This is a genomic window from Nonomuraea jiangxiensis (genome assembly GCF_900099965.1).
Lineage (GTDB): Bacteria > Actinomycetota > Actinomycetes > Streptosporangiales > Streptosporangiaceae > Nonomuraea > Nonomuraea jiangxiensis.
Genome location: NZ_FNDJ01000004.1, coordinates 532726 through 555505 on the forward strand (window position 1 = coordinate 532726; position 22780 = coordinate 555505).

General features: G+C 71.7%; 13 protein-coding genes. 3 read left to right on the top strand and 10 right to left on the bottom strand.

The features are described 5' to 3' along the window. Positions 1-2: 2 nt before the first annotated feature. The 6 genes from BLS95_RS11795 to BLS95_RS11820 all read right to left on the bottom strand — a co-directional run bounded on the left by BLS95_RS11795 (position 3) and on the right by BLS95_RS11820 (position 11731). Positions 3-5735: a type I polyketide synthase gene (locus BLS95_RS11795; RefSeq protein ID WP_090930935.1), complete on the bottom strand. Its 5733-nt coding sequence runs from the start codon at positions 5733-5735 to the stop codon at positions 3-5. Next, positions 5732-6703: an RnfABCDGE type electron transport complex subunit D gene (locus BLS95_RS11800; RefSeq protein ID WP_218135699.1), complete on the bottom strand. Its 972-nt coding sequence runs from the start codon at positions 6701-6703 to the stop codon at positions 5732-5734. Before BLS95_RS11800 ends, BLS95_RS11795 begins: the two co-directional genes overlap by 4 nt. A gap of 2 nt (positions 6704-6705) precedes the next feature. Then, positions 6706-8667, bottom strand: a complete 1962-nt coding sequence (locus tag BLS95_RS11805) for a CRTAC1 family protein (RefSeq protein ID WP_090930936.1) — start codon at positions 8665-8667, stop codon at positions 6706-6708. 2 nt (positions 8668-8669) lie between these two features. Further along, positions 8670-9644 carry a DUF1702 family protein gene (locus BLS95_RS11810; RefSeq protein WP_090930937.1) on the bottom strand — a complete coding sequence of 325 codons (975 nt, stop codon included), beginning with the start codon at positions 9642-9644 and terminating at the stop codon, positions 8670-8672. Positions 9645-9652: 8 nt separating this feature from the next. Beyond that, entirely contained in the window at positions 9653-10660 is a 1008-nt protein-coding gene (locus BLS95_RS11815; protein WP_090930938.1) for a DUF1702 family protein, read from the bottom strand. Between the two features lie 117 nt (positions 10661-10777). After that, entirely contained in the window at positions 10778-11731 is a 954-nt protein-coding gene (locus BLS95_RS11820; protein ID WP_218135700.1) for a hypothetical protein, read from the bottom strand. A gap of 169 nt (positions 11732-11900) precedes the next feature. On the opposite strand from BLS95_RS11820, the gene BLS95_RS11825 reads away from it, so the two are divergent. Further along, complete coding sequence (locus BLS95_RS11825; RefSeq protein ID WP_090930940.1) at positions 11901-13631, top strand: acetyl/propionyl/methylcrotonyl-CoA carboxylase subunit alpha; 1731 nt, start codon at positions 11901-11903, stop codon at positions 13629-13631. A 113-nt stretch (positions 13632-13744) separates the two neighbouring features. On the opposite strand, the gene BLS95_RS11830 is transcribed toward BLS95_RS11825, so the two are convergent. The 4 genes from BLS95_RS11830 to BLS95_RS11845 form a co-directional block, all read right to left on the bottom strand. Next, a complete protein-coding gene (locus BLS95_RS11830) occupies positions 13745-13984 on the bottom strand; it encodes an acyl-CoA carboxylase epsilon subunit (protein WP_176993136.1) in 240 nt (79 codons plus the stop codon). A gap of 102 nt (positions 13985-14086) precedes the next feature. Continuing rightward, positions 14087-16885 carry a helix-turn-helix transcriptional regulator gene (locus BLS95_RS11835; protein ID WP_090930942.1) on the bottom strand — a complete coding sequence of 933 codons (2799 nt, stop codon included), beginning with the start codon at positions 16883-16885 and terminating at the stop codon, positions 14087-14089. Beyond that, positions 16855-18561, bottom strand: a complete 1707-nt coding sequence (locus BLS95_RS11840; RefSeq protein ID WP_090931051.1) for a 2-isopropylmalate synthase — start codon at positions 18559-18561, stop codon at positions 16855-16857. The genes BLS95_RS11835 and BLS95_RS11840 overlap by 31 nt, the downstream gene beginning before the upstream one ends. Before the next feature lie 11 nt (positions 18562-18572). Next, positions 18573-18902, bottom strand: a complete 330-nt coding sequence (locus BLS95_RS11845) for a hydroxyisourate hydrolase (protein ID WP_176993137.1) — start codon at positions 18900-18902, stop codon at positions 18573-18575. A 402-nt stretch (positions 18903-19304) separates the two neighbouring features. On the opposite strand from BLS95_RS11845, the gene BLS95_RS55565 reads away from it, so the two are divergent. After that, a complete protein-coding gene (locus tag BLS95_RS55565) occupies positions 19305-19454 on the top strand; it encodes a hypothetical protein (protein ID WP_176993138.1) in 150 nt (49 codons plus the stop codon). A gap of 238 nt (positions 19455-19692) precedes the next feature. Beyond that, the gene (locus tag BLS95_RS11855) at positions 19693-22776 is read left to right on the top strand and encodes an AfsR/SARP family transcriptional regulator (RefSeq protein WP_090930945.1); all 3084 of its coding nucleotides are present in this window, start codon (positions 19693-19695) and stop codon (positions 22774-22776) included. Positions 22777-22780 lie beyond the last annotated feature (4 nt).

Genomic DNA, 22780 nt, shown 5'->3' on the forward strand with positions numbered 1-22780 from the left:
GGCTAGGGCCGCCCTTCGGTCAGGATGGCGAACACGACAGGGTCGCTGACCTCGCGCAGGGTCGTCACCAGCGTGGCGACGCGCAGGTTGCCCGAGGCGAAGACCGCCCAGGCCGCCTGCCCCGGCTCCGCCACCTCCAGCGGCGCCCCGGCCGCCACGCCCGCCCGTTCCAGGCAGGCCAGGGCGGCGCGCACCCGGGCAGCCGCGGTGTCGGGCTGCTCGCCGCGCGCCGCGCCCACCCGCTCGGCGACCCCGGCGTACGCGGCGGGCACCGGCTCGCCGCCCACCGGCGCCACCTCGCAGGCCACGGTGCCCAGGGTGGAGGCGCTCAGGATGACCCCGGCCCCCTCGGCGACCGCGATCCTGGTGCCCTCGACCTCCGGCCGGCCGGCCGCGTCGTACGCGAGGTCGGCCGGGCGGCCGAGCGCGCGTCCCACGGTGACCTCGGTGCCGTCCTGCCGCGGGCCGACCGCCACGGCGACCCGGGCGCCGATCAGGTCCTCCAGCGAGCGCTCCAGGTACGAGCCGAGCAGCGGGGCCAGCCACGGCCCGCGGCCGTCCTGCTTGCGCACCGCCTGCAGGCGCAGCCCCTCCCAGCGTTCGACGACCTCGCCGGTGGCGGTCCTGGCCGCGATGTCGTAGACGTAGGCGTCGCCCTCGCGGCTGCGCTCGGTGGCGCAGTATCGCACCTGCGTGTCGGCCAGCGCGCCGCTCGCCGGGTAGAGGCGTTCGATGCCGGTGGGCAGCAGGGTGGCGTCCGGCACGCAGACCTGGTTGCCGTGCATCAGCGCGTCCCGCATGCCGGGGTCGCTGAGCAGCAGGTCGGAGGGCAGGAAGGCGGCGAACCAGTCCCTCGTGCCGGAGACGGTCACGTCGGCGTCCACGTGGCGGGCGGCGGCCCGGTGGTAGCGGCGCAGCCGCTGGAACCTGGCGCCCTGGAAGAGCACGTCGCCGTACATCTCGGCGGGCGGGTCCAGGTCCACCGGCGGCAGTCCCGCGGCCACCTGCTCGGGAGGCCCGTCGGGCGGCACGGCGCCGGCCAGGCTCACCCGGGCGCGGAAGTGGTCCACCTCGAAGCCGGAATCCGCGCAGCGGATCGCCACCTCGACCGTGTCCGGCTCGGTGACGGTCGCCGCGATGCGCAGCGTGGCGCTGGAGTCCGGCCGTACGATGATCGGCCGGACGAACTCCGCCTGCTCGAACACCGGTACGGTGCCGAGCCCCGTCACGGCGTGCGCCGCCTGCGCCATCGCCTCCAGCCCGAACACGGCGGGGAACAGCAGGTTCCCGTCCAGCAGGTGATCGGCCAGGTAGGGATCGGTGCCGCTGTTCAGCTCGACCTCGGTGACGAGCTCGACGCCGTGGTAGCGGATCAGCGGCTTGCCCACGAACCGCAGCAGCGGCAGCGTGGGCAGGTCGCGCCGTACGGTGTCGATGGCCCCCGTCCGGCCGCTGATCACCACGATCGGCGGCGTGTCAGGGTCGGTCACCAGCCGCCGCATGATCGCCACGCCCTGCTCGGGTGAGACGGGCGTGATGCCCTCGCGGGACAGGTGGTCGACCACCGACAGGCGCTCGCCCATGCCGACGTCCGACCAGACCGACCACTCCATGCAGATGCTGCGGCAGTCCGGATGCCGCCGCGCCACCTCGCCGGTCAGGTCGGCCAGCCACTCGTTGGCGGTGGCGTAGTGCGCCTCGCCGTGCAGCCCCGCCCTGCCGATGATGCTGCCGAACGTCACCAGCAACCGCAGCCGGCCGGGGTCCACCACCGACAGCACGTTGCGCAGGCCGTTGACCTTGGGCGCGAAGGTGTCGGCGAACGCCGCCAGGTCGAGCCCGGCCAGCATGCCCGGCTCGTTGCGGCCCGCGCCGTGCAGCACGGCGGTGACCGGCCCGAGGGCCGCCTCCACCTCGCCGACGGCCCGCCGTACCTGCTCCGGGTCGGAGACGTCGGCGCGGGCGTAGTGCACGCCCACCCCGGCCTCGGCCATCTTGCGCAGGTTGGCGGCCAGCTCCTCGTCGTCGTCGGGGCTCGAACGGCCGAGCACCCCGAGCTTGGCGCCGCTGTCCACCGCCACCGCCAGCGCGCACTCGGCGGTGATGCCCTTGCCGCCGCCGGTGACCAGCAGCACGTCGGCGGCGCCGAGCGGCTGCTCCACCCGGGACTGCGCGGGCGGCAGCGCCCGCAGGGTCGGCAGCCTGCGCACGCCCTGCTCGTCGTAGTACGCCTCGGTGAAGCCGGTGGTGGCGGCTACCTCGGCCACCACCCAGGCGACCGCCTCCGGCAGGGGCGGTACGTGCACGACGGTAACGCGGAGGTGCGGGGCCTCCAACCGCAGCGTCTTGGCCAGGCCGGCCGCGCCCCGGCCGTCCTGGACCAGGACGAACCTGCCGCCCCTGGCCCCCGCCAGCGCCGCCTTGGCGCCCTGGAGCGCCTGCTCCAGGTGCTCCTCGGCGGCGTCGCTCGGTAGGCACACCAGCACACCGGAACCGACCTTCTCCTGTTCGAGTGCCCTGCGCAGTCGCTCGGCGAGCGGGTGCTCCGCGGGCGCGTACAGCTGCCACGACCCGCTCTCCTGCGTCGTGCCCGTCGCCGCCAGCGGCACCTCGTCGAGGTCGACGGCGAACGGCCTGGCCCAGGCCGCCGTGCCCGCGATCGTCCCGGCGCTCTGCGGCTGCGGCTTGCCCGCCAGCTCCTCCAGCGCCCGGCCCAGCTCGCTCAGGCTGGCGGTGGCCAGGTTCGTCGGCGCCATGGCCGCCGACACGCCCAGCCGCTGCGCGGCCTGGTCGATGATGTGCATCACCGTGACCGAGCTGAGGTGCAGCTCGTCCAGCGGCCTGCTGTCGGGCGAGACCATCTCCAGCGGCAGCTCGGCGCGCTCGGCGGCCAGGCGGCGCAGCAGGTCCACCCCGTTCTCCGCCGCCTCCGCCGTCCCGTTCTCCGCCGCCTGTCCGTCGGCGGGCCGGTCCGCGGACCGGGCCGGCTCGGCGCGCCGGACGGCCGCGCCCACGCCGACCTGCGGCGCCTGCTCGGCCGGGCTGGCGAAGAAGCTGAACCGGGCGCCGATCTCCAGCGGCTTGGTGAGCCTGCCGTGGAACAACTCCTCCGGTACGACCGGGACCCCGGCCACGTAGGCCGCGCCCACCACCTTGAGCAGCCCGGCCAGCGACTCGTCGTCGGTGTCCAGCGCGACGGCGGGCACGCCGGAGATCACCCCGGCCAGCCCGGTGAGCACCCGGCCAGGACCGACCTCGATGAACAGGTCGACCTCCTTGGCCGCGGTCTCGACCGCCTCGGCGAAGCGCACCGGCGCGGTGATCTGCTCGCGCAGCAGCGCCGGGACGTCGGTGTCGCGGCGCAGCTTCGTCCCGGTGACCGTGGAGACGACCTGCCCCGCGACGGCGTCGAAGTCCTCCTCGGCCAGATACCCGGCCAGCACCTCCGCGGCGGGCGCGACCAGCGGCGAGTGGAACGCGTGCGACACCGCCAGCCTGGTCCAGACGACCCCGGCCTCCGTCGCGGCGCGCCCGAGGGCCTCCACCGCCTCGACCGGCCCGGCGACCACCGTCTGCTCGGGCCCGTTGTAGCCGGCGATCACCACGGGCCCGCCCGCGACCAGCTCCGCGACGACCTCCGGGGCCGCGCGCAGGCTGGCCATCGTGCCCGTGGCGCTGTGCTCCGTCATCGCCCGGCCGCGTGCGCCGGCCAGCCGCAGCAGCGCCTCCTCGTCCATCGCGCCCGCCCAGTGCAGCGCGGACAGCTCGCCCAGGCTGTGCCCGACCGCGACGTCGGCGCTCACGCCGAGCAGGTCGAGGGCCCGCAGGCCCGCCATCGAGCCGGTGACGATGCGCGGTTGCGCGGTCTCCGTGGCCACCATGTCGCCGTCGGCGGGCAGCGCCGCCCGCCGGTAGATCTCCTCGACCTCGGCGAAGCGGCGGCGCAGCGCGCCCCCGCTGGTGCCCCGGCCCGAGCCCTGCCCGGGGAAGAGGTAGCCGACGCGGCAGGCGCGCTCGGCCCGGCCGAGGAAGGCGCGCCCGTCGGCGCTCGCCAGCTCGGTCTGCCCGCTCTCCAGCGCCTCCAGCAGCCGGCGCAGCCGCCGCTCGGCCTCCTCGGGCGAGGAGGCGACGACGGCGGCGCGGCACGACAGGTCGCGCAGGCCCCGTTGGAGCGTGGCGGCCAGGTCGGAGAGCTGGGCGTAGGAGATCCGTGCCACGAACGCGGCCACTTCGGCCAGCCGCTCGGCCAGCTCGCCCGGCGTGGCGGCGTCCACCAGCAGCAGCTCGGCGTCCTGCAGCGAGGAGGCCAGCGCCCGGGTGCGGGTGGGCAGGGCGGGGCGGCGGCGCGGCGGCGCCCCCTCGACCACTACATGGGTGTTGATGCCGCCGAAGCCCATGGCGGTGACGCCGGCGCGGGTCGGGACGCCCGACGGCCACGGCTCGGCCTTGCGGGTCACCCGCAGGGCGGCCGAGCCGCCGGTGAGGATCTCGTGCGGCTCGTGGCAGCCGAGGGTGGGCGGCAGCACCTGCTCGTGCACCGCCATCGTGGCCTTGATCAGGCCGGCGACGCCCGCCGCCGCCTTGGTGTGCCCGATCATGGCCTTGATCGACCCGACCGCCGCCGGGCCCGCGGCTCCCGCCTCCGTCCTGGCCTCGGAGAGCGCGGTCAGCTCCGTGGCGTCGCCGACCGCGGTGCCGGTGCCGTGGCCCTCGAACAGGCCCACGGTCTCGATGCCGAACCCGGCCCGCTCGTAGGCCCGGCGCAGCGCCAGCTTGTAGCCGCTGACCTCGGGCCTGGTCATGGAGCCCTTGCCGTCGGAGGAGATGCCCCAGCCCGGGATCGTCGCGTAGACGCGGTGACCGGCGGCCACCGCGTCCTCCTCGCGCATCAGCACGACCATGCCGCAGCCCTCGCCCGGCCAGAAGCCGTTGGAGTGCCGGTCGTACAGCCGGAACTCGCTCTTGGCCAGCGCGCCGGTCTTGGCGAAGCCGATGATCTCGAAGGGGTCGATGGACAGGTCCACGCCCCCGGCGATGGCCACGTCCAGGTCGCCGTCGGCCAGCGCCTTGGCCGAGGTGGTCACCGACAACAGCGAGGACGAGCACGCCCCGTCCACCGTGAAGCCGCCGCCGTTGAGGTCGAAGTAGTTGCAGATTCGCCCGGCGATGGTGTTGGACAGCCCGCCGGCCAGCGTGTCCTCGTTGACGTCCGGGAACGGGCTCTTGTAGACGGCCTCGTAGCCTTCGAGGAACTCGGCCAGGCGCTCGTCCTCCCAGCCCTGCTCCTTCAGCGCGGCCGCCAGCGTCCGCCGTACGTACGGCCAGCGCAGGCGCATGGTGTTGGCCCTGGTGAACTCCCCGGTCAGGGTGTTGCCGACGACGACCCCTGTGCGCTCCCGCGGCAGCCCTTCCGCCTTGGGGAATCCGGCGTCGACCAGCGCCTGGGCCGCCACGTCGAGCGCGAGCCAGTGGGTCAGGTCCGTCGAGCGGTAGGTGCTGCCGGCGATGCGGTAGGCGACTCTGTCGAACTCGTACCCCTCGATGACCGCCGCCGAGCGGGCGTAGAAGCGGTCGGGGGTGGCGGGGTCGGCGTCCCAGTAGTCCTCCAGCCGCATGCGCTCGTCCGGCAGGCGGCGGAAGGCCCGGCGACCCGCGACCGCGTTCTCCCACAGCTCACGGGGTGAGGCGGCATCGGGGTAGCGGCACGCCATGCCGACGATCGCGATCCTGCTCATGCGGAAGCGGCCTCTTTCTTGACGGGGTCGAGCGCCTTCGCCGCCGCGATCGCGACCTGCTCGGCGTCCCGCGCGCGGGCGCGGTCGACGATCTCCAGCGACCAGAGGAAACCGCCTCTGATGAGGCAGACCAGGGCCGTCGCGAAGAAGATCGCGTACGGGATGTTCATGGCCAGCAGCAGGCCGTACATGGCGGCCACGCCGCCGCCGAAGGCGATCTGCGACAGCGGCTTGGACGGGCTCGTACCGGGGTCGGTGATCATGTAGTTGGTGAAGAGCACGAACGCGACGCCGGTCATCATGGCCAGCCCGCCCAGAATCGAGATGTCGTCGATGATCAGGCCGCGGATGACCGCCTGGAGGGCGAAGCCGACCACCCAGGAGACGACCACCCACATCCGGTTGGTGAGCTTGCCGTTCAGCATGGTCCCGCCGAGGATGATCACGCCCGGGATGATCCAGTCGATCGGGTTGGTCACGTGCTCGGTGAAGTGGTACGGCGGGGCGATGCTGCCCCAGGGGAAGAGCAGCAGGATGACCGCGATGCCGAAGTTCGACGGGTTCATGAAGTGGCGCAGGCGGCCGCGTACCGGGGCCCGTAGCACCCACTTCGTGCCGACCGCGACGATGATCCCGAACATCATGACGCCGACCTGGTCGTTGACGTAGGTCAGCATGTTCAGCGCGATGCTGGTGATGTGGGCGGGGTAGAGGAACTCCACCAGGCCGCGGAAGCCGTTGCCGCGGAAGCGCGGGGCGCGGCCCTCCACCCTGGCCCCGATGATCTCCAGCACGATCTCCGTCGTGTAGCCGGTGGCCAGTGCGATGAACGGCCAGGTGTAGGGCTGCTCGAAGCCGAGCACCGTGTACCCGAGGATGTTGAAGACCGTGATCGAGATGGCGAAGTTACGCAGGGCCGTGATGACCTTGATGTCGTGACGGGGCGGGGTTTTCGTTTTCTCGGCCATCGTCAGATCTCCTTGGCTTGTGCGCCGAGCTTGAGCGAGTGCCAGCCGGGAGTGAGCTGGAGGTCCTGCCGGCGGATCTGTCCGGTTCTGTCACGCCACTGCAGGTGCACCTGGAGCGGCCCGGTGACGTCGCGGCCCAGGCCGATGTGCAGGTCGTTGCTGCGCCTGCCGGAGTGGCCGCTGCCGCCGTCCACCCGGCCGATGAGCCGGCGCCCGTCGGGCGTGGTCACCGTCACCTGCGCGCCGATCACCGGGGAGCCGGCGGCCGGGAACGCCCCGCCGTCACCGGCGGTGTCGTGGGTCAGCCGCAGCCCGAGGAACGCGCCGGCCCGCGGGCTCTTGTTCTGGTAGAACACCGGGGCGTCGAACTGCCGCGCGACCGCCAGGTCCAGCAGGCCGTCGCCGTTGGCGTCACCGGTCGCGATGCCCCGGGTGGGCACCGGCACCGCCAGGCCGAGCTGCGGGGACACGTCGGTGTAGGCGCTCTCGCCGTCCTTGACGAAGAAGGCGAGCGTCTGGGTGCCGGCGAGGTCCATGCCCTCCTTGACGATGGGCCAGGAGCGCGGGTTGCGCAGCACGCCGTCGTTCGCCGTGGCCAGCTCCTGGAGCTGCGACCACCGGTTGACCTCGCCCTTGATGAAGCCGGTCGCCTGCGCGATGGCCAGGTCGCCGCTGTTGTTGAAGTCGTCGATCTTCACGTCCCAGCCCCAGCCGCTCCAGGCGGTACGGGCCGCGCCGCTCACGTCCTGCCAGGGCGCCTCGCCCTTGAGCAGCTTCGCGCGCAGGTCGGCCTGGTCTTTGGCGGTGGACAGGAAGTGGTGGTTGCTCTCCTCGATGCCGAACGAGGTGGTGATGTTGCTGACGAACATGTCGAGGATGCCGTCGCGGTTGAGGTCGCCGAAGTCGGAGCCCATGCCCTTGAACGAGTCGTGGCCGAGCGTCTTGGACTTGGGCACCCAGGCCGAGGTGGGCGCCTCGACCAGCGCGAACTTGAACTTGCCCGGCGTCGACCTGTTGTGCAGGAGCCGGTCCCGGCCGAAGTCGTTGTTCAGGAACAGCTCGGGCAGCTGGTCCCCGTCGAGGTCGGCCGAGGACGCGCCGAGCTCCCAGCCCTTGGAGATGTTCCTGGGCAGCGCGTCGTCGACCCGCTGGAAGCTCGCCGCCGGCCGCGTGCCGCCGCTCGCGCCCGTCCAGCGGAACAGGTGGTCCTCGCCGCCGTTCACGGCGGACGACAGGGAGTCGTTCATCTCGACCCCGCCGTTGACCGTCTCGTCGAGCACGGGGCTGTCGGGGAAGTAGTTGCCGATGAAGATGTCCAGATGGCCGTCGCCGTCGAAGTCGGCCGTGGTGGCGACGTTGGTGTTCCACTGCGGGCCGGTGTAGGTGCTCCCGCTCGGGCCGGGTACCAGCTCGACGGGCCGGTAGGCGGCGGCGCTCAGGCCGGTGGCGTCGGCCCGCGTCAGATACAGCACGGGCGTGCGGCCCCAGTAGTAGACGAGCAGGTCGTTCCTGCCGTCCTCGTTGTAGTCACCGGGCAGGCAGCCCATGGGGGCGATGGCCGCGTTCATCGGCAGGCCGCCGGTGGGCAGGGCGAACGGACGGTACCTGCCCGACCGCTCGTCCGGGGTGGGCGTCACCACCACCTCGTCGGTCCGCGTGTCGGTGATGCACAGGTCGTTGGGCAGGCCGTCCATGTCGAGGTCGTTCATGGCGATGCCGGCCCCGACGGAGGAGATCCACGCGTCGATGTGCTCGTAGGCCTGGTTCACCTTGCGCACCGTCTGCTGCTTGGCGCCGCCGGGCATCGCGATGCTCACCGGGGTGAACGCGTACGCGCGCGCCAGTTCAGCCTTCTTGTCGTCCGAGGCGAAGCCCGGCTTCCCCACCGCGAAGGCGGTGGTCATGAGCACCAGGGCGACGATGCCCGGTGTCTGCCGGCGCAGCCAACCAGCTGTCCTGGCCACGGCTAGTACCTCCCAAGTGTTACGAACTGTTCGGCGATGGTCTGCCGCCACACCTCGTAGGCGGGCAGGTCGCCCCGAGGGGTTCCCACGGGGCGGGCTTGGTGGCTGATCCGCGCCGCCTCCTGCGGCGAGATCCCGCACAGGACGCCGGTGGCGACCTCGTTGTGCGGTACGAGGAGATCGGCCCTGATCCTGGCCTCCGCGGCGAAGACGCTGCCCTGGGCCAGGTGGATACGGTGGTCGCCGGCCAGCTCCCGCAGCCGGCGCAGTTCGGCGGCCGAGCTGCCGCCCGCGTAGGTGGCGGCCAGCCCGACGCCCGCGTACAGGTCGGGCCGCCGGGCGGTGTCGTAGCCGTCGACCAGCGAGGCGACCTGGTCGACGTCCGTCCCGCCGACGAACCACAGCGCCCGGCCGATGCCCTGGTCGATGGCCCGGTTGGCGTAGGAGCCGAAGGGGCCGCCCGGCCAGCGGAAGTCCGGGTCCACGTAGTGCCCGCGGACGTAGGTGTCGGTGCGGAAGAAGGCCTGGTGGAAGCCGTACCCGTCGAGGATGAGCCAGAGGAGCAGCGGGTCGAACTCCGAGCTCTTCGGCCACAGGAAGCGGGGCAGCTTGGCCATGGCCCAGCCGACCCCGACGTAGACCATGTAGTTGTGGAACTGGCCGCGGCCGGTGAGGAAGCGGGACACGTTGCCGCTGCTCCAGATCGGCACCGCGTCGAGGATGGCGAAGCCCATGCCCGCGCCCTCGTACGCGAAGCCCTTGAAGCGCCGCGGCACCTGTTCGAGCCGCTCCTCGGCGTCGGCGGGCGAGCGGGCCTCGACCGCGTAGGCGTAGCCCGCGAGGAAGGAGTGGCCGACCGTCTCCAGCAGTTCGCGGGACTCCGGGTTCTTCTCGTGGAAGCCCCCGACGGTGTCGCGCATCAAGGAGGGGCCGGGTGTGATGAGACGGCGACGCAGCGCCCTGAGCGAGCTGGTCATTTCTTGGGTCACCCCTTGTCAGCGTGGGCCACGGTCGAGAGCGCGTTCGGGAAGTGCGCGCGGACGTTCTGCCGCCACAGCTCGTAGGCGGGGACGGGACCGCTCGTGCCGGGCGGCACGGCGCCCGCGTCGGCGAGCGCGGCGGCCTCGGCCACGGACAGGCCGGTGAGCGCGGTGGTGGCGACCTCGGTGTGCGCGGGCACGTGGCCGGCGAACGAACGCGCCTTCGCCGCGAACACCGCGCCCTGGGCCAGCTCGGCCGCGTGCGCCCCGGCCGCCCGCCGCAGCTCTGCCAGCCGCTCGCCGTCGCTGCCGCCCGCGAACGCGGCGGCCAGCCCGACCCCGCTCCAGAGGTCGGCCTGCCGGTGCCCGGCGAAGCGCAGCACCGCCGCGGCGACCTCCGGCGCCTCGGCGCCGTGGATGAACCACAGGGCCCGGCCGACGCCCTGGTCGAAGGCCCGGGGGAAGTAGTCCGGCCGTCCCTCCCACGGGTAGGGCACGGGCTCGCGCTGCTCGTCCACCCAGCGCCTGGTGTGGAAGTAGGCCAGGTCGAACCCGTAGCCGTCCACGGCCAGCCAGCTCATGGTGGGGTAGTAGGCCGAGCCGCTCAGGTCGGGGACGACCTTCTTCCACAGCGGCCTGGGCAGCCTCGACATGGCGAAGCCGATGCCGATGTAGGTCAGGAAGATGTGCGGCGCCGCGGGACCGAGCATCAGCTCCCTGGTACGCCTGCCGCGCCCGCCGCCCATCGCGTCGAGCACCACGCACGCCATGGTCGCGCCCTCGTAGGCGAAGCCGCGCAGCTCCGTCTCCACCATGCTCAGCCGGCGTTCGAGCTCCCAGGAGTCACGGGTGTCGATGGCCCACTCGAAGCCGCAGATCACCGACTGGGGGATGGCCTCCAGCCGGGTGACGGCGGGTGATGGGGGAGCGGGGAAGCCGCGGACCGCGAACGTCACCTCGGCGAGCGATGGAGCCAGCAAGAGCCTGCGTAATGAGCCCAGAAGGGTCGACATGAAATCTCCTCAGGGTCTGGTCAGCCCCATTTATGGTGATATGTGGAGAAATAGGGTTGCATCTTGTTAAATGCGGTGTTTAGGGGTTGTTGTCCCTATGGGTGCCGGTGACGGGGGTCAGGACCAGGGGGCCCTCGGATACCACGGGATGATCTCCCGGGCGGCGAGCATCCTGATGTCCCAGTACAGGAAGGTGAACACGCCCGCGACGATGAGGGCCGCGCCCGCCAGGGCCGCCGCCCTGGCCGGCCTGGCGGCGAGCCAGCGGTGCAGGCGCTCCCCTGCGAAGACGGTCACGGCGAGGAAGAGCAGCGCCATGATGACGATGTTGCCGACGGACTGCAGTACGAAGGCGGCGGCGCCGTACCAGGGGTTGCCGCTGGCGGCCGCGTCCCTGAAGAGCTGGCGGAACAGGCCGAACGGCCGTCCGATGAGGAAGGCGCCGATGAGCGCGCCCATGACCACCATCGGCGCGCCGGGAAAGCGCGGGGTCAGGCGGGCGAGCGGATCGGGCACCAGGTGGAGCGCGGCCAGGCCGAGGTAGCACAGCGTCAGCCCGATCACGCCGAACACCACCATCGACTGGATGCCGCGCGGCGACAGCGTGCCCGCGACGTTCTGCGCGGTGGAGAACTGCGGCATGCGGGTGCCGTAGAGCCCGACGACGGCCCCGTAGACCGCAGAAACCGTGATCATTCCGGCCGACAGCCAGCCCAGCGGCCTGAGCGCCCGCACCAGACGTCCCCACCGGCCGCCCGCGCTGCCCAGCAGCGGCGCGATCGCCCCGAAGGCGGCGATGTTGCAGGCGGTGAACGTCCCCGCGACCCCGGTGGCGAAGGCGAAGGCGCTGCCGGCCAGCACCCCGGCGATCGGCGTCGCCTTGGCGTCGTGCCCGAGCAGCGTGTTGGCGACGTTGTCGCCGATGCCCGAATCGACGAACTCGGCCGACCAGACCACCGTCAGCAGGAACCCGATCAGCGCGCTGACCACGACGATCAGGGCTCGCCGCCGCGGAATCCGCTGGGCGACGGCGAGTGACGCCGGCGTGGTCAGCTTCGCGGTGGTCTTCATGCGCGTCTCCTCGGGTCGCCTGACCACAGAATGGGAGGCGCGATTTCCGCCAGGCATTTCCCAGATTGCGGTGTGGATCGCTCGGCACGCACCGAGAAGCAATGCGGTGACGAGCGCGGGATCGTCGTCTTGTCCAGCGAATCCGGCAGGCGGTCATACGGGAGGGCGCGTGCGCAAGGTCCTCATCGCGAACAGGGGCGAGATCGCCGTACGGGTCGTGCGGGCGTGCCGCGACGCGGGCCTCGCCAGCGTCGCGGTCTACGCCGGGCCCGACCTGGACGCCCCGCACGTCCGGCTGGCGGACGAGGCGTACCGGCTGGACGGTGACGACGCCGTCAAGGCCTACCTGGACGCCGGGCAGGTGCTGGAGGTCGCCCGCAGGTCCGGCGCGGACGCCATCCACCCCGGCTACGGCTTCCTGGCCGAGAACTCCTTCTTCGCCGAGCTCGTCGCCGAAGCCGGGCTGACCTGGATCGGCCCGCCGCCCGGCGCCATCGTCGCGCTCGGCGACAAGGTGCGAGCCCGGTACACGGCCAGGGACGTCGGCGCCCCGCTCGTCCCCGGTACGGCGGGGCCGGTACGCGACGCCGACGAGGTGGTCGCCTTCGCCCGCGCGCAGGGGCTGCCGATCGCCATCAAGGCGGCCTACGGCGGCGGCGGGCGCGGGCTGCGCGTGGCGCGCACCCTGGCGGAGATCCCCGAGCTCTACGAACTGGCCGTACGCGAGTCCCGGGCGGCCTTCGGCCGGGGCGAGTGCTTCGTCGAGAGCTACCTCGACCGGCCGCGCCACGTGGAGACGCAGTGCCTGGCCGATCGCTATGGCCACGTCGCGGTGATCTCCACCCGCGACTGCTCGTTGCAGCGCCGCCACCAAAAGCTCGTCGAGGAGGCGCCCGCCCCTTTCCTCACCGACGAGCAGCTCCGCCTGCTCCACGACTCCTCCAAGGCGATACTCCGCGAGGTGGGCTACGTCGGCGCGGGCACGTGCGAGTTCCTGGTCAGCTCGACGGGTCTGATCTCGTTCCTGGAGGTCAACACCCGGCTCCAGGTCGAGCACCCCGTGACCGAGGAGGTCACCGGGATCGATCTGGTCTGCGAGCAACTCCGCATCGCCGACGGCGAGCCGCTCGGCTACGACGACCCCAGGCCGCGCGGCCACTCCATCGAGTTCCGGCTGAACGCGGAGGACCCGGGCCGGGGCTTCCTGCCCACCCCCGGCCCCATCACCTCCTGGCGGATGCCGGAGGGGCCGGGCATCAGGGTGGACGCCGGTTACACGGCCGGGATGACGGTGCCGCAGGAGCTGGACTCGCTGCTCGCCAAGCTGATCGTGACGGGGCGCGACCGGGCGCACGCCCTGGCCAGGGCGCGGCGGGCGCTGGCCGAACTGGAGATCGGCGGGCTGCCCACCGTGCTGCCCTTCCACCGCGCCGTCGTCGCGGACCCGGCCTTCACCTCGGCGCCCTTCGGCGTGCACACGCGCTGGATCGAGGACGAGTTCGACAACCGGCTACCGCCCGCGGACGCCGAGCCCGCGGGGCGCGCGGACCGGCGGGAGCGCGTCACCGTCGAGGTGGCGGGCAAACGGCTGGAGATCACGCTGCCGGCCGTGCTCGCCTCCGAGCCCGCGTGGGAGGTGCCCGCCCTGCCCGGCCGCGGCACGGCCGTCGCCACCGCGACCGGGGAGGACGTGCTGGTCAGCCCCATGCAGGGCACGATCGTCAAGGTGGTGGCGGAGAACGGCGCCACGGTCGCCGCCGGTGACACGATCGTCATCCTGGAGGCCATGAAGATGGAGCAGCCGCTCACCGCGCACCGGGCGGGCACGGTCAGCGGCCTGACGGTCGCCGTGGGGGACACGGTCCCCTCGGGATCCATGGTGTGCGAGATAGGAGCCTGACCCCCGCCCGCCCCCGTCGCGCGGGGGACCGGGCGGCTCCCCAAGGACGCAGAACGCGAGTGGCGCTCAAAAACGCTGGACGGGCGCTGCGCTCAAAAACGCTGGACGGGCGCTCAAAGGGCGCTGGGCGCGGGCCGGGGCGAAACGGCGCCCGCCCGGACGACCCACGGCGCGAGCCGCCGCCCGCCCTGCCGCCCGGAGCCGGACCGGTGGCCGGGGTGTGCCTGGCCTGATGCGGGCGGTTCGGGCCGGACGAGTCGCGCTCTGGACTGGAGCCGTGCCGCGACCACGGCCGTGAGTGCCGCGAGTTCCTCCGCCGTGGGAGCCCCGCGTTCGACGATCAGCAGTGCCATCCGCCCACCACCTCCACATGAGGATGCCGCCGGGGACCCGGACACGTGCCATGAGCATCGCATCCTCGGCCGGCGGCGGCACCTTCTCAAATGTCGAGCAGCTCAGGCGTCGCGCAGCGACTCGGCCGCGCCCTGCCCGTCGAACCTCAGACGCGGCAGCAGATCGGCCCGCCCGTGGATCTCCAGCTTCCGGTACGTCCTGGTCAGATGCTGTTCGACCGTGCTGATCGAGATGTAGAGCCGGTTGGCGATCTCCCGGTTGGTGTAGCCGATGGCCGCCAGTACGGCCACCCGGCGCTCGGCCTCGCTGAGCGCGGCCGTCACCTCGTTCGCCAGCGGGAGCGCGATCGCGTCCACGTCCTCGCCCCGTGACAGCGCGCTGGTCAGCGGCTCCGCCCTGCACTCCTTGGTCACCGCCTGGGCCTGGGCCGCGATGAGCCCGGCCCGCCGCTGCTCGCCCAGCCCCTGATGGGCCTCGACCAGGTCGTACAGGGCCCGGGCCAGCTCGTACCTGTCGCCGCTGCGTTGCAGGAACTCGGCCGCCTGGCGGAGCAGCGCCGGACGGCTGCGCAGCTCGGAGGTGGCCGCCAGCACCCGCATCGCGATGCCCTTGGCGCGCGGCGTCTCCTGGTCGCAGCGGGCCAGCTGGGCCTCGACGAGCTGGCGGGCCTCGTCCATGCGGCCCATCCGCAGGCACGCCTCGGCCGCGTCCGCCCGCCACGGCACGAGCCCGGGCACGTCCAGCTCCCAGGCGGTCATCAGCTCGCCGCAGCGCTGGAAGTCACGCAGCGCCAGCGCCGGGTAGTCGATGGCCATGCTGTAGCGGCCCCTGGCGTACAGGTAGTGCAGGCCGTACCGGGTCTGGAACATCGACTCGGGGACCGGCTGCTCCAGGTGGTCGGCGACGGCGTGGTAGTTGCCGGTCGCCGTCGCGGCCAGGATGAGGCTGCTCAGCGGCCCGCCGACCGCGACGCCCCAGCCGCTGAAGGGAATGATGTCCAGGGCGATACGGCCGTAGTGGTCGGCGCCCTGCATGTCCCCCTTGCGGATGGCGATCTCGGCCCGGATGGCGGCGAGCCTGGCCTGGCGGCTGGGCGAGTGGCGCGAGGACGCCTCCACGAAGAACAGGTCGCACCAGGGCGTGGCCCGCTCGCACTGCCCCGCGTACGTGAGGGCGAGCAGCGCGTTCTCCACGGTGTCCATCGACATCTCGTCCAGGCGGGAGCCCTCCAGGATGCGTTCGATGGAGCCCATGTCCTCCTCGCGGGGTCCCCTGGCGAGGACCTCGGCCAGCGCGAGCGCGGACTCCAGCCGGCGGCTGGCCGCCACCGAGGCCACGGCCGCCAGCCCGAGCTCCTTGACCGGATGCCGCAGGTGCTGCTGGAACGGGGGATGGGTGGTGCGCAGCCACAACTGGGCGATGACCAGCTCGCTGACCGTCTCGGGGTCCTCGATGGCCTCGCTCTCGTTGAGCTGTTCGAGCACCTCGCGCGCGTCGTCGAACCGCCCGTGCCACAGCAGCGCCCGCGCCAGCACGATCGCGTCGCTGCCGCGCAGGCTGCCGCGGTGCATCGCGTTGGTGAGCTCGTTGAGATGGCCGGCGGGCGCGACCGGGTTGATGCGCCACTCCGCCCGCACCAGCATGGTCATGATCTTCGCCCGGTAGGTCTCGTCCGCGCACTCCCGCCAGGCCATCCGCAGGTAGGCGATGGCGTCCTCGACGTGCCCGTTGCGCAGCGCGCTCCTGGCCGCCTCCTCCAGCACGGTGACCAGCCAGGGGGCGCCGCACTTGCTCGCCTGCAGGAGGTGGTCGGCCACCACGACGGCGGGCGCCCCGGCGTCGTAGGACAGCTCCGCCGCCCGCCGGTGCAGGTCCATCCGATCCTGGACGTCCATGTCCCGCAGTACGGCCGAGCGCGCCACCTCGTGCCTGAACACGCCGAACCTGATCAGCCCGGTCGTGGTGAGCGCCTGCATCTCCCTGGTCACCTGGGCCGGCGACGAGCCGAGCAGCAAGGCCAGGCCGTCGGGCTCACCCAGGACGGCCAGCCCGCGTGCCACCCTGAGCGTCTCGGGCTCGCCGCGGTGCAGGGTCGACAGGACGGCCTGACCGTACCGGTCCGACACGACGACCTCGTTGGGCGGTCCCGCACCCGTACGCACGTGGTCGCGGTAGTCGTCGGCCAGGGCCGCGGCCAGCAGCGGGTTGCCGCCGCTGAGCTGGTACCACTCGTCGGTGAACTGTTCGGGCGCGGCCAGGCCGATCCGTTCGGTGATCAGCGCCGTCACGCCGCCACGCGAGAGCGGTTCGAGCTGGATGTGCCGGCACTGCGGCTGGCGCAGCAGCTCCGTCTGGAAGAAGTTCTCGCTCTGAAGCTGCTGGTCGGGGTGGCCGAAGGCCATCACCATCCGGGTGGCGCGCACCCGGCGGGCCAGGTAGGCCAGGCACAGCAGGGACGCCCGGTCGGCGTACTGCGCGTCGTCCACCGTGATCAGCAGGGGATAACGGTCGGCCAGCTCCAGCAGGACCGTGCAGAGAGCGTGCACGATCTGGGCGTCCACCTGCTGGAGCGCGCCCGGCTGGAAACCCGAGGACATCGCGCTGCGCGACCCCTCGGTCAGCAGTCCGAGCGCCCTGTCGCGTTCCTCGGCGACAAGCGGGGCGTCCTGCAGCAACTGGCTGAGCACGCCCATCGGGATGTCCTGCTCCATGCGGGAGGCGTTGGCCGAGATGGACAGCGCCCCCAGATCGAGCGAGCGCTCGGCCAGCGCGTGCAGCAGCGCGCTCTTGCCGCTCGCCACAGGGCCGCTGACCATGGCCACGCCGCCCTTGCCCAGCACTGCGTGGGCGAGCAGCTCTTCCAGGACGTTCAGTGCTTCGGTTCGTTCGAAGAGTTCCATGATCCACCTCCGGTGGCGGCCAGGTGTGCGCCCGCCCGGACCAGGGCCGAGCACACGGCCGACAGCGCGGCTGTCTCGATGTCGCATTCCAGGCCGACGCCCCAGAAGGCACGCCCGCCTGCTTGGCATTCGGCGTAAACCGCCATGTCCATCCGCGACTTGCGACTGGACCGATCCGTGTGGTGCACGGCGCGCAGGTCGAAGCCGCGTTCTGTGAGCAGGTGGCGGACGCGCTCGACGGCGTCCACCCTGTCCGGCACGGCGTCGATTCCCCCGCCGTCCACGTACAGGACCGTGAGGACGGGGCCGTCGGCCGGCTCGGGGAACGTCGGGGCCTCGAGGGCCCGGACATATTCGCGCTGGAACATGCCGAGGACCTGACCCGGGGAGATCTCCCCGCCCTCGGCGTCCGCACGCGCCTGGACCAGGCCCGCGAACTCGACCAGCAGGTCGCGCGGTGGCTGGAGCCCCTGCCACTGGCCCAGGACGTAGGCCAGCCCGCCCTTGCCGGACTGGCTCGTGATGCGGACGAGGGTCTCGTAGGTGCGGCCCACGTCACGCGGATCCAGCGGCAGGTACGGCACCTGCCACGGCAGGCGGTCGACCCCGGTCTCCGCCGCCTCCGCCTCGGCCGCCATGGCGTCGGAGGCCTTCTTGATGGCGTCCTGGTGGGAGCCGGAGAAGGAGGTGTAGACCAGGCTGCCCCCGTAGGGGTGGCGCGGGTGCACGGGCAGCCCGGTGCACTGCTCCACGGTACGGCGGATGCGGCCGAGGTCGGAGAAGTCGAGCCCCGGGTCGACGCCGTGGGTGAACAGGTTCAGTCCCAGCGTGACCAGGTCGACGTTGCCCGCGCGCTCACCGTTGCCGAACAGGCAGCCCTCGATGCGCTGGGCGCCCGCCAGCATGGCCAGCTCCGCGGTGGCGACCCCGGTGCCCCGGTCGTTGTGCGGGTGCACCGACAGGCAGACGTGTTCGCGCCTGGACAGGTTCCGGTGCAGCCACTCGATCCGGTCGGCGAACACGTTGGGCATGGTGCGCTCGACCGTCGTGGGGAAGTTGAGGATGATCTCGTGCTGCTCGTCCGGCTGCCAGGCGTCCATGACGGCCTCGCAGACCTCCAGCGAGAAGTCGGGTTCGGTGTCCGCGAAGTGCTCGGGGGAGTACTGGAAGGCCAGGTCGCAGTCGCCGAGGAGCCGCTCGGCGTACTTCAGGACCAGCCGGGTGCCGTGGACCGCCAGGTCCTTGCACTCGTCGCGGTTCATCCCGTACACCATCCGCCGGAAGAACGGCGAGGTGGCGCTGTAGAGGTGTATGGCCGCGCGGGGCGCCCCCTCCAGGCTCTCCGCGGTTTTCATGATCAGCTCGTCCCTGGCCTGGACGAGCACGGTGATGCGCACGTCGTCGGGGATGAGCTCCCGTTCGATGAGCGTGCGTACGAAGGCGTGGTCGGACTTGCTGGCGACCGGGAAGCCGACCTCGATCTCCTTGAACCCCATGCTGACGAGCAGGTCGAACATCGCCTGCTTGCGTGCCGGGGACATCGGCCTGGCCAGGGCCTGGTTGCCGTCGCGCAGGTCGGTGGAGAGCCAGCGCGGCGCGGTGGTGATGGTGGCGTCGGGCCATGCCCGGTCTGGCCGGGGCAGCGGATCTGGAGCGTTGTAGCGGAAGGACTTCACTGTGAACACCGTTAACCGTGCGAGCCGAAATACGTGGAGTAGGCGTGCGGCGACAGGAGGAGCTGGAGCCTGATCTGGATCTCGTGCGGACCGCCGTCTTCCTGCATCCGGAACATCACCGAGATCTCCGGATAGGCGGCGCTGAGCCCCAGGCTGACGAAATAGCGGTCGCTGTCGAAGACGATGCGGTACAGCCCGCGGGCGAAGGCCCGGTCGTGCCATTCCTTGACGCAGCCGTCGTCGTCGGTCTCCGCCTCGGCCTGAACGCGCCAGCCGCTGAGGTCGGAGTGTTCCAGGCGTGCCTTGACGCCGGCCGCCGACCTTCCGTAGACGCTGTCCAACGTTTGAACGGCTATGCCCATCTCCCGGCCACCTGTCTCCCTGAGTGTCTCGTCGGTCCAAGCTCCGCCTGGCCGTTGCTGCCCGGGTGCCGCCGCCGTTTTGCGGAGGTCCACCCGGGCTTGCGGTGAATGTGCCGGGCGGCTCTATCGGATCGCCCTCGCCTCACTATTCGCGGGCCCATGCCGCTGTCCGGGCGAGCGCGACGGCGGTGGTCTCGGGGTATTTCCCGCCGCCTGCGCCCGCGCGCCGCGAAAGAGGCCGTGAAACGTTTCTGACCTGCGTTGATACCGCGCCGGAAGAGATCCAATAAGGAGCGGATGGCCCAGGTTGTGACCGTGACGGCAGTTCACCTGATCGGGAGCCAGCGGGGCTGCCGGACGGATCACAGGGGCAGGCAGAACATGAGCAAGCGACTGGGCGCCAGGGCCATCAGGATCGTTCTCATCTCCATGATCGCCGGCACCGGCGGGGCGGCCGTCACCAGCGCGATGACCGCGACCGCGGCCGGCGCCGCCCCCGTCCCCTGCGGAGAGCCGTGGCACACTTGCTGATTCGGGTTGCAGCGGTCGGCCGGAGACCTGGCGTCTCCGGCCGATTCGTGTTCCGGTTCGAGTTGATAACTATTGAACTATCCTGCGGGCTAGCTGGTGCCCCAATGCAGTAAGTTATACGATCGCGCAAAAGTATAGATCGGTGTTGTTCAATGGATCACCTCGTGCTTCGTGCCCAGGGGGAGGTGATCTTTCCGACTGCTCCCCGGCTAATGGAGTTTTGCCTCAAGGAGTATGCGTGGAATTTCGCATTTTGGGGGTTCTTGAAGTCTCTGTTGCCGGACGGCAGTTAGACCTAGGAGGCATCAGACAGCAGACCGTTCTCGCAGCTCTCCTACTGGAAGCCAATCGTACGGTCACTGTCGGTCGCCTCATGGAAGCGATTTACGGGGATGACCCGCCTAACACCTCGCGGGCACAGGTGCAGATCTGCATCTCGGCACTCCGGCGTATGTTCGCCACACACGCCGGGCCGGAAGTCATCGTCACGCGCCCCCACGGTTACGCGATCCAGGTAAACCCGGAGCAAATCGATGCGCACCATTTCGAGAAGCTCGTGGTGAAGGCGCGCCGTGCCCGGGAAGGCGACAACGTGGAGGAGGCCATCCGGCACTACCGCGAGGCGTTGTCGCTGTGGCGCGGCTCCGCTCTCGACGGCATCGACAGCCGGGTCGTGCAGTCGGCCGCCGGGCTGCTCAACGAGCGCCGGATCTCCGCGAACGAGGACTGCGTCGATCTGGAGCTGGGCCTCGGCCGCCACCACGAGGTGGTGGGCGAGCTGACCGGCCTGGTCGAGGAGCACCCCCTGCGCGAACGGCTCCGCGGGCAGCTCATGCTGGCCCTGTATCGCTCAGGACGGCAGGCGGAGGCGTTACGGGTCTACCGCGACGGCAGGACCATGATGATCGAGGAGCTCGGCATCGAGCCCAACGAGCGCCTCCAGCAGCTCGAATACGCGATCCTGACCTCCGCCGAGAGCCTCGACGTGCCGGAGAAGGAGTCCCAGTCCGCGCCGCAGCCGGCGCCGCCGGCTCCCACGCCCGGCGTGCCGAACGTCCCCGCCATGCTGCCGACCGACATCGCCGACTTCACCGGCCGGACGCAGGAGGTCGAACAGATCCGCAGGATGCTCACCGGCTACGACTCCGTCCGGCTGGCCGTACCGATCATCGTCATCGGGGGGAAGGCCGGCGTGGGCAAGACCACGATCGCGGTGCACGTGGCCCACCTCCTGGCCGAGTCCTTCGAGGGCGGCCAGCTCTTCGCCGACCTGCACGGCGGGATCGCCCGCCCGGTGTCCCCGATGCAGGTGCTCGGGCGCTTCCTGCGGGTGCTGGGCGTGCCGGGCAACGCGCTGCCCGAGGAGCTGGAGGAGCGGGCGGAGATGTACCGGTCGCTGATCGCCGACCGGCAGATGCTGATCGTGCTCGACGACGCGGAGAGCGAGAGCCAGATCCAGCCCCTGTTACCGGGCAACCCGGCCTCGTGCGTGATCGTCACCAGCCGCTCCAGGCTGACCGGGCTGGCCGGGGCGACCCACCTGGACGTGGGCGTCTTCGGCTCCCCGGAGGCCGTGGACCTGCTCGCCCGCATCGCGGGCTCGGAGCGGGTGCTGTCGGAGGCCGAGCACGCCACGGCGCTGGCCGAACTGTGCGGGCAGCTTCCCCTGGCGCTGCGCATCGCGGGCGCACGCCTGTCCGCCCGGCCCCACTGGAGCGTCGAGCAGCTCGCCGACCGGCTCCAGGACGAGACCCGCAGGCTGGACGAGCTCCAGCACGGCGAGATGGGGATCAGGGCCAGCATCTCGCTGACCTACGACGGCATCAGCGAGGAGGCCAGGCGGCTCTTCCGCCGGCTGGCGATCCTCGACACGCTCGTGTTCTCCGCGTGGATCAGCGCGGCCCTGCTGAACAAGCCGCTCGAAGACGCGCAGGACCTGCTGGACGACCTGGCGGACGCGCAGCTCGTGGAGATCACCGGCCGCGGGCACGGCGTGCACGCCCAATACCGCCTGCACGACCTCATCCGGGTGTTCGCCAGGGAGCGGCTGGCCGCGGAGGAGCCGGCGGCCGAGCGCAGCGCGGCGCTGACCAGGGTGCTCGGCGCCCTGCTCGCCCTGACCGACGCCGCCAGGCTCCAGGAGTACGGCCTCGACCTGCGGGTCCTCGACTCCTCCCAGTACTGGTCGCTGCCGGGCAAACTGGTCCAGAAGCTGGTCGCCCAGCCGATCCAGTGGTTCGAGCGCGAGCGCCCGACCATCGTCTCGGCCATCAGGCAGGCCGCCCAGGCCGGCTTCGTCGAGCTGTGCTGGGGGCTCGCGGTGACCGCCGAGCAGTTCTTCGAGTCGCGGGTCTATCTGGACGACTGGCGGGAGATCCACGAGGTCGCGCTGGAGGTCACCCGGCAGGCCAGGGACAAGCGGGGCCAGGCCGCGGCCCGCTACTCCATCGGCGCGCTGGCCATCACCGAGCAGCGTTTCGTTGATGCCAGGCGCAACTTCAGGCTGGCCCTGGAGCACTCCCGCGAGGTGGGCGACGACCTGTGGACCGCCAGGGTCCTGCACAACCTCGGCCTGCTCGACCGGCTGAACGGTCGCATCGAGGACGCCTCCAACCACTACGAGGAGGCGCTGGCGATCTTCCGCAGCTCGGGGCACGAGGGGGAGCTGGCCTACGTGCTGCACAGCCTGGCCCAGCTCCGGCTGGACTGCGAGGACATCGACGGCGCCAAGCTGCTGCTCGCCGAGGCCCTGGTGCGCAGCAACGCGCACGGCGGCAGGAGAGTGCGGGCCCAGGTGCTCTACCGGATCGGGATGACCCATCTGCGGGCCGAGGAGTACGTGGTGGCCGCGGAGGCCTTCGAGCAGTCCCTGAACGCGGCCCGTACCATCAGCGACCCGGTGGGCGAGGCGTACAGCCTGATCGGGCTGGGCGTGTCGCACCTGCGCCGGGGCGCGCTCGGCGAGTCCGAGACCGTGCTGCGCCGGGCGCTCGCCGTGGCCGACACCTACAACCAGCGCCTGGCCAAGGCCCAGGTCCTGAGCTCGCTCGGGGAGCTGGCGCTCGCGGACGGCGACCCGCGGCAGGCCGTGGTGATCTTCCAGCAGGCCGCCACGCTGTTCCGCAAGATGCAGATGCCGTTCTACGAGGCCAAGACCCTGGTCCTGGTCCAGAACGCCGTGCTGAGCACCGACGACGAGCAGGCGGGCGAGGAGGCCAGGTCCAGGGTGCAGGAGTTGATGAGAGGGCTGGACACGGCGCTGGCCAAGCAGTTGCAGGAGCAACTGGATGCCGCCCGTGCCCGGGAGCTGGACAAGTCGTAGCGTG

Bases quoted from the DNA above. Each gene is read 5' to 3' on its own strand.
- BLS95_RS11795 (WP_090930935.1), bottom strand. From the start codon at position 5,735: ATGAGCAGGATCGCGATCGTCGGCATGGCGTGCCGCTACCCCGATGCC.
- BLS95_RS11800 (WP_218135699.1), bottom strand. From the start codon at position 6,703: ATGGCCGAGAAAACGAAAACCCCGCCCCGTCACGACATCAAGGTCATC.
- BLS95_RS11810 (WP_090930937.1), bottom strand. From the start codon at position 9,644: ATGACCAGCTCGCTCAGGGCGCTGCGTCGCCGTCTCATCACACCCGGC.
- BLS95_RS11815 (WP_090930938.1), bottom strand. From the start codon at position 10,660: ATGTCGACCCTTCTGGGCTCATTACGCAGGCTCTTGCTGGCTCCATCG.
- BLS95_RS11820 (WP_218135700.1), bottom strand. From the start codon at position 11,731: ATGAAGACCACCGCGAAGCTGACCACGCCGGCGTCACTCGCCGTCGCC.
- BLS95_RS11830 (WP_176993136.1), bottom strand. From the start codon at position 13,984: ATGGCACTGCTGATCGTCGAACGCGGGGCTCCCACGGCGGAGGAACTC.
- BLS95_RS11835 (WP_090930942.1), bottom strand. From the start codon at position 16,885: ATGGAACTCTTCGAACGAACCGAAGCACTGAACGTCCTGGAAGAGCTG.
- BLS95_RS55565 (WP_176993138.1), top strand. From the start codon at position 19,305: ATGAGCAAGCGACTGGGCGCCAGGGCCATCAGGATCGTTCTCATCTCC.